Below are 12351 nucleotides of genomic sequence, written 5' to 3' on the forward strand. Positions count from 1 at the left end.
AGCTACTGATTCCGAAAGATTGAGTCTGGCGGAACGGCTTCCACTTGAATTAATCAATTAATAGAACCTACCTATAGATATTGAAGATATCTGATAAGCTGTTAAGCTAATTTTGAAAAAATGTTTATCTTTGCATTTGTTATAGTTATATAAGTGATACCATTATGGATAAGTTTACAAATAGTACATTCCTTATGTCAGCCCTTGCCGATGGCAACGAGATGGCATTTGACGCATTGTTTGTGGATTATTATCCCAAGGTATTACAGTTTGTAATGCGTTTTTGTCGTGAGAAGAGTGAGGCTGAGAACATAGTTCAGGATCTTTTTATGGAACTATGGATTAAGCGTGAACGTTTTTTGAAGATAGAAAATCTCGACAATTATCTTTTCATTTCTGCTCGTAATGCTGCCATACATTGTGTGAAGCAGTCGCTTGTGTATTGTGATGATGAGTCGGCATGTGACATTCAAGGCAATGATGTGACGGGTGATATGAAGTTGTGCTACGAGGAACTTTATGATATAATAATGAGCGAGATAGACTCTATGCCCGAGCAGCGTCGCCGTGTGTTTGTTATGAGTCGTGTAGACGGACTGAGCAATGCTGAGATTGCTGAGCGTCTTGGCATAAGCAAGCGTACTGTGGAGACGCATATTTCTGTTGCACTTGCCCATTTACGCAAGTTATTGCCATTACTTGTAATGTTAACATTGATTAACTATAAGTAGCTACGTGTGGTTGCCGGTTTTTTACTCTTATTAGTAGAAAACCATAAACAGCTATGCAACCAAATAGTACTAAACATACAGAATCAACCCCAAATGACGATGCACTGCGTCGCTTGTGGAATCAAGATGTATCAGACATATCAGAGAGTGAGATGTCGGATGCTCTTGATATATTCCGCAATCGCCGCACGACATACAATCGTACAAAGCGTCGCAAGTTGCGTGTACTAAGCATCATGAAGTATGCTGCACTATTCATTGCGCCTATAATCACCGCTTTTGTTGCTTGGAATTATTCGGCAGAATATCATGTACAGGAAACGGAGTTGACACAATTTTATGTTCCAGAAGGTAAGATAGATAGTCTGATACTCTCTGACAATACTTGTGTAAAGCTTGATGCTGGTACGTCAATTATATATCCGGCTCGTTTTAGTAATCGTACGCACAACCGCAATGTGTATGTCAACGGTAAGTGTCATTTTGCTGTGGCAAAAGACCGAATGCATCCATTCGTTGTGAATATGGGTAGTCTGAAGGTTAAGGTGCTTGGAACTCATTTCACAGTAGACTCTTACAACGAAGATGATAATATCACTGTGACACTTGAGGAAGGATTGGTAAAGGTTTTTGACAATAAACAATCAATGACACTAAAGCCGAATGAGCAAGTTGTTTACAATCGCAAAGATGGTACCATGCATAAGAATAGAGTTGATGCTATGGCTTATGGTGCATGGGTAGCAGGTAATGTGGATTTTGCATCACAACCACTCTCAGAGATAATAAAGACGCTGGAACGTAAGTATGATGTTTCAATAACAGTGGCTTCAGATATTAATCTGGCAAAGCGTTATACGATGAACTTCAAGAAAGAAGAGTCGTTAGACAGAATTCTGAAAGTATTGTCGATGGTATCTGGTGAAATAAACTATACTGTAGACAATCGAAAAGTCAGACTCTACAAGAAATAAATCTTATAATAACCATTTTTATTAACATAAACAAACAAATCTATGAAGACCTTATTGAACAAGAAGACAGCAGCCACACTTGCGCTCTGTTTGTCGATGTCGATGAGTACGTTCGGACAAAGTCAGGTGATTCATCTGTCTCAGAACAAGGCAACGGTATCGTCGATTATCAAGGCTATTGAGAAGCAGACACAAATGTCGGTTGATTTCTCACAGAACACTATCAATCTTAACAAGACAGTGTCGTTGAAGTCAAAGTCGGAAACGCTTGGCGAGTTGATGAATCAAATCTTGAAGGGTAATGGCAACCTTACCTACAAGATTGTGGACCGTCATATCATTATTGTTAAAGCTGGGCATAATGGAGCGCAGTCTGTACAGTCTACACAGCAAGGTTCCGGAAAATATAAAATAACAGGTTGTGTGCTTGACAATAATGGTGAACCAATCATTGGTGCATCTGTTTTGGAGCAGGGAACAAAGAATGGAACTGTCACAGATGTTAACGGCAATTATATCTTAACATCTACTAAGGAAAACCCCACACTCGACATTTCTTATATCGGCTTCCTCTCGCAGCAGGTAAAGGCTCGCAGCGGTGTGGCTGCAAAGGTAACAATGAAGGAGAACGCTCAGAACCTTGAGGAACTAGTGGTTGTTGGTTATGGATCACAGAAGAAGGAAAATCTCACGGGCTCTGTGTCTTCTGTATCCAGTAAGGAACTTGCTGCACGTCCTATTACATCAGTAAAATCAGGTATCCAAGGACTTGTTCCTGGATTACAGATAACCAATAGTCAGGGTCGACCAGGTGAGGATAATACGTCAATGACAGTACGTGGCGTGGGTACCCTCAATAATTCTTCACCATATATACTTATTGATGGTGTGGAGAGCGGTACTATGAATGCTATAGATCCAAATGATATAGAATCGATATCTGTACTTAAGGATGCTGCTTCTGCCGCTATTTATGGTTCTAAAGCTGCCAATGGAGTGATTCTTATCACTACCAAGCGAGGTAAATCTGGCAAGCCGACAGTCAACTACAATGGTACATTTGGTTGGCAAGTGGCAACTGGACATGTAGAACGTATGCACTCTGCTGATGCAGCAGATTATCTTAACAAAGCATTGGAGTCAAGTGGAAAGAAAGTAAGATTTCTTCCTGAAGATATACAGAAGTTCCGTGATGGTAGCGACCCGTATGGTCATCCAGATACTGACTGGCAGGATTTGGCTTATCAAGGCAATGGATTCATGCATCAACATAGTGCAAGTGTGAATGGTGGTAACGACAATGCTAGCTATATGGTTTCTGCTGGATACCTTAATCAGAATGGTATTATGCAGCATAGTAACCGTGAACAGTTCAACTTACGCTCTAATGTTGATGTCAAGTTGTCTGAAAAGTTCTCAGTACACACAAGTTTGGCATACATTAACAACAAATATGAAGATCCGACAAACTCGTATGTAGGTGGTGGATCAGACCAAATCATACGTCAGGTTAACCTGTTTGCTCCATGGGTACCGTATAAGAATGAGGATGGAACATATGGAACTCTTGGTGATGGTAATCCGATAGCATGGCTTGATCTTGACCAGACTATCAAACGTCGTCATCAGAATTTCACTGGTATATTGGCAATTGATTACCAAATTCTCAAACAACTTAAGTTTACAGCCAAGGGAGCATATATTTCTCAGTGGGAGTCTACAGATGATTTTATGAAGGATATACAGTATAATTCGAGCAAATATCATGGACCTAACTCGCTTAATTCACGTCGTTATTCGTGGAATCGTCCGTCGCTTGATCTCCTTCTTAATTATAATCAGAGTTTCGGTAGACACAATCTAAAGGGACTCGCTGGCTATCATATTGAAAAATACAATTATGATGAGTTGCGTGCATATCGCAATGACTTTCCTAATAATGAGCTTACAGATATGAATGCTGGAACTTCATCGTCACAGACAAACTCAGGATATACACGTGAGTTGGCAATGATGTCGTACTTTGGACGTATTAACTATGATTATGCAGGACGTTATCTCTTTGAAGCTAATTTCCGTGCTGATGCATCGTCACGTTTTGCACCAGGCAACCGTTGGGGATATTACCCGTCGTTCTCTGCAGGATGGCGTATTAGCGAGGAAAGCTTTATGGAGTCAACACGTACTTGGTTGCAGAATCTCAAACTTCGTGCATCGTGGGGCCAATTAGGTAATCAGGATGCTCTTAGTGATTATTACCCATGGCTGGTTACTTATGCCGTTGGTACAAACTATCCGTTTGGCGGACAATTAGAGTCGGGTGTAGCACAGACCTCACAGAAACTCTCAACTATATCATGGGAGAAAACCACGACTTGGGGAATCGGTCTCGACGTTACTCTGCTTGACTGCATTGACTTCACAATTGATTACTATAGCCGTAAAACTACTGGTATTATTATGTCTGTGCCAGTTCCTGGCTCTTATGGATTGAGTGCATACAAGGACAATGTTGGTGCAATGCGAAATAGTGGTATAGAAATGTCGCTAAGCTTCCATAAACGTTGGGGTGATTGGGGTTTTAGCGCAACTGGTAATTTCGCCTATAACAAGAATGAGGTTCTAGACCTAGGTGGTGTTACAGAACAAATAGATTCTTATATAATAAACCGTGTAGGCGAACCATATCAGTCATTTTATGGATATGTTTGTGATGGAATGTTCCGTACTCAGGAGGAGGCAGATGCTTACACCGAGCAGTATGGCAACCCGTTTGGAGCCTCAAAGACGTTTAAAGCGGGTGACCTGAGATACAAGGATGTTGACGGTGATGGTAGCTTGACTGCAAAAGACCGTACGACAATCGGAACTTCTCAGCCAAAGTTCACGTATGGACTTAATCTGTCTGCTAGTTGGAAAAACCTTGATGTGTCAATGCTTATGCAGGGCGCATTGGGAGTATATCGTTATTTCAATGCTGAGGTTTATGGCGATTTCACAGGTGACACTATGCATCCTTGTACGGCTTGGTTCGATGCTTTCGATGAGAAAACCAATCCGAATGGTAAGTTCCCCCGAATTGCTGAAACGAGCAAGACTGCCAGCTATCCTAATACAGTGTCGTCTTATTGGGTAAAGCGTACCAACTATTTGCGTTTCAAGAATATACAGATAGGTTATACATTGCCCAAGCAGTGGTTGTCGCATCTTGGTATATCCAACCTGCGCATATTCTATTCTGGCGAAAACCTCTTCAAGGTTGATAATTTACCAATTAATATAGACCCCGAATCGCCATCAGGACGTGGTTCTCACTATCCTCAGGTTGGCACTCATTCATTCGGTATAAATCTAACATTCTAAAGAATTGACGTTATGAAAATTACATATTCAATTATAACATTGATGCTTGCAGGTGGTATACTCACATCATGCTCTGATTTTTTGGACACTGCTCCGAAGGATGAACTGTCACCTGCAACTTATTGGAAGACACAGGCTGATGCAGAAAAGGCAGTTGTAGCCTGTTATCCCAATTGGTGTAGTCCTGCCACTGGTTCAACCGAAGTGTTCTTTGCCGATTGTATGTCGGACATAGCATTCAGCTACACTGGTTCAAGCAAGTATAAATATGTAGGTAATGGGTCAATGTCCCGCTCAAGTACTGTAGCTTATTACGACTATAAAACAATACGTCGTTGCAACAACTTCTTTGCCAATGTCGACAATGTACAAGGAATAAGTGACGCAGTAAAGAAGGACTTGATGGGACAGGTGCGCACAATACGTGCTTATCGTTACTTCCAAATGAATTATTGGTTTGGTGGTGTACCTCTCATCACAGGTTTGCCACAGCTTGCAGATGATGCAAAATTACCTCGTGATAGTGAAGACAAAGTGAAACAGTTTGTGTACGACGAACTAGACCAGGCTGCTGACGAGTTAAACAAACAGCCGTCCGCACGTGGTCGTATTGCTAAAGGTACAGCCCTTGCTATCAAGATGCGTGCATCACTCTATTGGGGGGACTTGGATCTGGCTCTTAAAGCAGCTCGTGACATTCAGAGTCTTGGATTGTACGAAATAGAGAAGAGTATGTCTTTCCTTGAACTGTTTAGTCTTAAAGGACGTGATTCGAAGGAAATTATTTGTTCAATGCAGCATATACCTACCACATATGCATTCTCTAACACCATACGTTTGTATAATAATGCTGATGGTGGTTGGGCTTCGTTCGTACCGACCCAAAACCTTGTAGACATGTTTGAGATGAACAATGGTTTGATGCCTAATGAAGAAGGTTCTGGTTATGACCCGACACATCCGTTTGCAAATCGTGATCCTCGTTTGAAGAATACGGTAGTGTATTCAGGATTAGATTGGACTGGTTCTGATGGTAAGACACGTGTGTTCAATGGACTTGATAAGACCATAAATGGCAAGACTAACTTGGATTATTGGAACAAGGAAAATAACTCATCACATACAGGCATGATTTGGGCTAAGTATACTACACCAAGGTCTCAGTATTCGGCTTCGCTTGATGATGATGAATTGTGCCCAATCCTTTTCCGATATGCAGAGGTATTGCTTACCATTGCTGAGATTGACATAGAGAAGAATGAGAATATTTCTGAGGCATTCGATTATATAGATGAGTTGCGTCAGCGTGGTGGACAAATAAAGGTTGACCGCACTAAGTATGATACTCAAGACAAGCGTCGTGAGTTGATACGCCGTGAGCGTTGCATTGAGTTGGCTGGTGAGGGTCTGCGTCGTCCCGACCTTTTGCGTTGGCATGACAAGGACGGTAAGATGTTGGCAGAGACTGTTCTTAATGGAAAATGGTATCATGCAGTTGGTACAGTCGACTATAATGAACCAGATCCGGATCGCCGTGCTGTCATAACAGCACCTACTGCTGAAAATGAGAATGAACGCACACTTGAAAAACTCGTCTTCAAGCCATATATGCGTTATTTGCCAATTCCAGATGCGCAGCTCACCACTAATCCGAACCTAACTCAAACAGAAGGTTACGAAAAGAAATAATGAATTGTAAATAGACAGACAAATGAGAAAAGCTGTATTGACAATTCTATGCCTTGTATGGGCCGTATTGGGTTCATTTGCCGATGGCATAGCCATAACCCACGGTCCATACTTGCAGAATGTGGGAGAAACAGAGGCTACATTCGTCTGGGTTGCAAATAAACCCTCAATAGGTTGGGTAGAACTTGCTCCTGACGATGGTACTAATTATTATGCCGTAGAACGCCCAAAGTTTTTCGACACAACAAATGGTGTAAAGAATACTTCAACACTACATTCTGTTAAGGTTAAAGGGCTGAAACCTGGTACTAACTATCGGTATCGTGTTTATGTTACAGAGGTTTTGTCTCACAAGAGTTGGGTCGTTACATATGGTCGAACTGATGCTCTTGATGTTTTCTACGGACAGCCACCGATGTTTAGAACCAATGATACTAAGAAGGGGGAAACATCATTTGCTGTAGTTAATGACATTCATGCCAGGGTTGGTGACATTACAAAACTGATGAATGTTGCTAATTACAAGCAAAAGGATATGGTAATATTCAATGGCGATATGCTTTCTAATCTTACTAGCGAGGAACAGATTTTCACTGGTTTTATGGATGAATCCATTAAACTCTTTGCAAAAGAGAAACCTCTGTACTATGTTCGTGGCAATCACGAAACTCGTGGTGAATATGCTACAATGTGTCAGAAGTATTTTTCCCCAAAGGAACCGCATCTGTATTATATGTTCTCACAAGGACCAGTATGTTTCATTATGCTGGATACAGGTGAGGATAAACCTGATACAGACCTTGAATATAGTGGTATTACTGATTATGACAATTATCGTAACGAACAAGCCGAATGGCTGGCTCAAGTAGTTAAGTCAGAAGAGTATCGTCGTGCCAAGTGGCATGTTGTGGTTGGTCATATACCGCCTCGTCCTGTAAAAGATATGTGGCATGGTCAGTATGAAGTGTTGCGCAAGTTTGTACCAATATTAAATGAAGCTAAGGTTGATGTTATGTTGTGCGGTCATCTGCATCGGCACATAATAAATCAACCAGATAACGAAGTTAAGTTCCCAGTTGTTGTAAATTCGCTTGATCACGTTATTTCAGGATGGACAGAGGGTCAAAATCTACATCTTGATATGTATGATACAAAGGGCACATTGGTGGAGAAATTCACAGTAAAAGCAAAATAAGAAACATTAAAAGTCTGCGTCAATTAATTGGCGCAGACTTTTTTGCTCCTACATTATCTAATTGATTACTGAATTAATCCGAAAAAGACAATATAATGATACTTGGCCATTTATTATTATATTAAACACCACTTTAATATATAATATTATGCAAAGTATCATTATATTACTTGTGAATGCACTTTCCGTGACTTGCGGACGGAACTGAAATTCTGAACTGTTACTTATTCTGAGACGTTTGTATCTGTCTCCTAATACGAATACGTATTCATCTGCCAACGATAACGTCTTCATCGGGTGATGATAACGTATTCATTCTTCCGCTTTCAAAATATTAATAATTATTATCAAGATATTTGTGTCCCAGTATTAACGAGGCTGTCTTGAGCTAATTCTTTTCAGTATCCATAATGCTGAGAAAATCATTGCTATGCCGAATATCCATGAAATTGCGGCACTTGCTATTACGCCTAATTGTTGTGTGAATCCTGCTACGACGAATGTCAGGAACGACACGGCGGCTACTGTCAGGGCGTACGGCAACTGCGATGACACATGATGTACGTGCTTGCATTCAGCACCTGCCGATGCCATAATGGTTGTGTCGGATATCGGTGAGATGTGATCGCCGCAAACTGCACCTGCCATACATGCCGATATGGAAATGATGCGTAGCGGTGCTGCAGCCGGGAATACGGCTATGCATATTGGAATGAGTATACCGAATGTTCCCCAAGACGTGCCGGTTGCAAAGGCAAGCAATGCTGCCACGATGAATATTATTGCCGGTAGCAGCATCTGGAGTCCTGAGGCACTGCTTGCAACTACGCCTGATACGTATTCGGCTGCACCAAGCGAGTCGGTCATGCTCTTCAGTGTCCATGCAAGTGTAAGTATCAGTACGGCTGGAACCATGGCTTCAAAACCCTTGATGAGGCAACTCATGGCATTGTCGAACTTCAGTGTGCGACGTACTACGAACATTGTTATTGTAAGAATCAATGCTGCAAGCGAACCGATAACCAATCCTACTGATGCGTTGCTTGCTGCAAAGGCATCTACAAAGTTATGGTGGCAATCGCTTGTAGTGTCGAAATATCCGCCTGAGTAAAGCATGCCAGCCATGCAGAACACTATGAGCATCAAAATCGGGACTACAAGGTCTACGACCGAACCGTTGGTAGTTGTCGGCTTCTTGTTGTCTTGCTTGGCACCCACACCATGCTCTACGATATGCAGCTTGGTGTCAATCACCTCGTCTACCAGTCCGCCTGTGCGCTCATACCATTCCTGCAAGCGTACGTCGTACTTGCTCATAGCCTTGAAGTCGAAGCCCGACACTACAATCATAAACATGAAGATAATGGTGAAGAATGCGTAGAAGTTGAACGGTATAGCCTGACAGAACAATGCCAGTCCATTCTCTCCGCCAGACACAAATCCGGATACTGCTGCCGCCCAACTTGATATGGGCGATATGATGCAGACCGGAGCTGCTGTGGAGTCTATGAGATAGGCGAGCTTTTCTTTTGTCACACCGTGGCGTACGGTTATAGGACGCATTACGGAGCCTACTGTAAGACAGTTGAAATAGTCGTCGATGAAGATGAGAATGCCGAGAATGATAGTGGCTATCTGTGCGCCTATCTTTGTTTTGATGTGTTTTGATGCCCAACGTCCGAAAGCTGCCGAGCCTCCTGCCTTGTTCATCAGCGACACTATAGAACCCAGTACGACAAGGAACACGATAATGCCTACGTTCCATGGATTGGACAGGCATGAAATGAGTCCGTATTGTTTGGCATCTGAACCAGTTCCTACTGTGTCGTTGAGCAGATGTGTCAAGAAGCCTTCAAAGCCAGTGCCCATAGACATACTGTATAAAATAGCACCAAGCACTATGCCTATGAACAACGATGAATATACCTCCTTGGTCTTCAATGCCAGTGCAATGGCTACGACTGGAGGAAGAAGGGACCAGATTGTCCCAATAAAATTGAAGTCCATAATAAATTCTTATCTCATGATTTTTTCGGAGTGCAAAGGTAAGGCTTTTGCTGCAAAAAGTAAAACTAAAAAGTGTAATTGTATGAATAATCATTAGTTTTAAGTAACTTTGCATCATTGAATTACTTTTGAACTAATATTAATAAACCTCTATAACAATGACACCAAAACGAAACCTACTGATTGCTTTCATGTTTTTTATTGCATTGCAATTGTTTGCTGCTACCCCTATTGAGGGTTTGCTTGAACGTATTGACAAGGGAGCGTCGCGCAAGATTATGACTGAAACGGTGCGTTCCGACCGTGATTTCTTTGAGATTACAAGCAAGAATGGCAACCCGCTTATCCGTGGAAACAACTACGTCAGCATTGCCTCGGGTATAAACTGGTATTTGAAGTATAGTGTGGGCGTACACCTTACATGGAACTCTATGCACGCTTCGTTGCCTGCTACGCTTCCGCTTGTGCAGGGGGTGGAGCGTCATACTACGGACATAAAGCACCGCTATTATCTCAATTATTGTACGCTGTCTTATTCTATGGCGTTCTGGGATTGGAAGCGTTGGGAACAGGAACTCGACTGGATGGCTTTGCATGGCATCAATCTGTGTCTTGACATCGTAGGCACAGATGTTGTTTGGCGTAATGTGCTGTTGAAGTTGGGCTATACGAAGGATGAGGCCAACGAGTTTGTTGCTGGTCCGGCATTCCAGGCATGGTGGCTTATGAACAATCTTGAGGGGTGGGGCGGACCCAACTCCGACAACTGGTATCAGCAACGTGAGCGTCTGCAGAAGCAGATAATGAAACGTATGAAGGAGCTTGGCATCAACGTTTGTTTGCCAGGCTATTCGGGTATGGTACCACATGATGCCAAGGAGCGACTCGGTCTTGACGTGGCAGACCCTGGCAAGTGGAACGACTATAAACGTCCGGCATTTCTGCAGCCTACTTCAAAGCGTTTTGCTGAGATAGCCTCAATATATTATAAGGAGCAACAGCGTCTATATGGCAAGGCTGACTTCTACAGCATGGACCCCTTTCATGAGGGTGGTAATGCCGGTGGCGTAGACTTGCGTAAGGCAGGCGAGGCCATTATGGGAGCCATGAAGGCTGTCAATCCAAATGCTGTTTGGGTGGTGCAGGCTTGGGGTGCATGTCCTTATCCGTCTATGATTAAGCATCTGAAGAATGGTGATATGCTTGTGCTCGACCTCTATTCGGAGAACCGACCGCAATGGGGCAACTCTGAGTCGACATGGTATCGCAAGGAAGGATTCAACGGACACGATTGGGCTTTCTGCATGCTCTTGAACTTCGGTGGTAATGTTGGAATGTTCGGCAAGTTGCAACATGTTGTCGACGAGTACTATAAGGCACGTTGCAGTTCCTTCAAGTCAACGATGAAGGGTGTGGGACTGACAATGGAGGGCATAGAGAACAATCCCGTGATGTACGAACTCTTGTCGGAGTTGCCTTGGCGTGATGCCAAGTTCTCATGGAAGGAGTGGCTTCATGATTATGTTGAGGCACGCTATGGCAACATCAATAATGCCAAGGTGCACGATGCTTGGTTGCTGCTTGCACGTTCGGTATATGGTGCTGGGGCAAAGATAGTAGAGCAGGGATGTCATGAGTCTGTGTTGTGTGCCCGTCCGGCATTGGATGTATATCAGGTGTCGTCGTGGTCGGAGATGGAAGAGTTCTACAATCCCGATGACGTTATACGTGCCGCACGGCTTATGGTTGAGGCTTCGCATGAAGTGAAGGCAAATGACAATTTCCGCTACGACCTTGTTGACGTAACGCGTCAGGCGATAGCCGAGCAGGCACGCTATGTCTATGATGAGATAGTGGCTGCATACAAGGCGAAGGACCGCAAGATGTTCGATTATACCACAAAGCGCTTCCTTGACATTCTGTTGCAGCAGGATCGTCTGCTCTCGTCGATGCCCGACTTTATGGTGGGAGGATGGATTCGTAGCGCAAGAAATCTTGGACAAAACGAACAAGAGCGCAATCATTACGAATGGAACGCCCGTGTACAGATAACTACATGGGGCAATCGTAGTGCAGCCGAACGTGGCGGACTGCGTGAGTATGCCCATAAGGAATGGAACGGTGTATTGGCTGACTTCTATTATCCGCGTTGGAAGGCTTACTTCGAGGCTCTTGCTGCCACACTTGACGGCAAGCCAATGAAGGATATTGACTTCTATGCAATGGACGAGAAGTGGACGTTGCTACACAATGTCTATCCGTATGAGGCGCAAGGCAATCCTGTAGAGTTTGCGCAGACTGCGTTTAATAATGTATTTGAATAGCAAAACGCCCTGCAAGGGCAAAAGCATTGATAATTAACGCTTTTGCCCTTGCAGGGCGCATTGGTATT

The 12351-nt window shown here is 43.1% G+C and carries 7 protein-coding genes; 6 read left to right on the forward strand and 1 reads right to left on the reverse strand.

What is annotated here, in order from left to right; genetic code table 11:
- The first annotated feature begins 164 nt into the window (after positions 1-164).
- The 5 genes from I6E49_RS13305 (at position 165) to I6E49_RS13325 (ending at position 7952) form a co-directional block, all read left to right on the forward strand.
- On the forward strand, positions 165-731 hold the full coding sequence (locus I6E49_RS13305) for an RNA polymerase sigma-70 factor (protein ID WP_235402919.1): 567 nt from the start codon (positions 165-167) through the stop codon (positions 729-731).
- Positions 732-844: 113 nt separating this feature from the next.
- Positions 845-1705, forward strand: a complete 861-nt coding sequence (locus I6E49_RS13310; RefSeq protein WP_235402921.1) for a FecR family protein — start codon at positions 845-847, stop codon at positions 1703-1705.
- Between the two features lie 42 nt (positions 1706-1747).
- A complete protein-coding gene (locus tag I6E49_RS13315; RefSeq protein WP_235402923.1) occupies positions 1748-5068 on the forward strand; it encodes a TonB-dependent receptor in 3321 nt (1106 codons plus the stop codon).
- Positions 5069-5080: 12 nt separating this feature from the next.
- Positions 5081-6757 carry a RagB/SusD family nutrient uptake outer membrane protein gene (locus I6E49_RS13320; RefSeq protein WP_235402925.1) on the forward strand — a complete coding sequence of 559 codons (1677 nt, stop codon included), beginning with the start codon at positions 5081-5083 and terminating at the stop codon, positions 6755-6757.
- A 22-nt stretch (positions 6758-6779) separates the two neighbouring features.
- Entirely contained in the window at positions 6780-7952 is a 1173-nt protein-coding gene (locus I6E49_RS13325) for an FN3 domain-containing metallophosphoesterase family protein (protein WP_235402927.1), read from the forward strand.
- A 369-nt stretch (positions 7953-8321) separates the two neighbouring features.
- On the opposite strand, the gene I6E49_RS13330 is transcribed toward I6E49_RS13325, so the two are convergent.
- On the reverse strand, positions 8322-9959 hold the full coding sequence (locus tag I6E49_RS13330; RefSeq protein ID WP_235402928.1) for a Na+/H+ antiporter NhaC family protein: 1638 nt from the start codon (positions 9957-9959) through the stop codon (positions 8322-8324).
- 158 nt (positions 9960-10117) lie between these two features.
- Here I6E49_RS13330 and I6E49_RS13335 point away from each other — a divergent pair, with 158 nt between their 5' ends.
- The gene (locus I6E49_RS13335; protein ID WP_235402929.1) at positions 10118-12283 is read left to right on the forward strand and encodes an alpha-N-acetylglucosaminidase; all 2166 of its coding nucleotides are present in this window, start codon (positions 10118-10120) and stop codon (positions 12281-12283) included.
- Positions 12284-12351 lie beyond the last annotated feature (68 nt).

Source organism: Leyella stercorea, assembly GCF_021531655.1.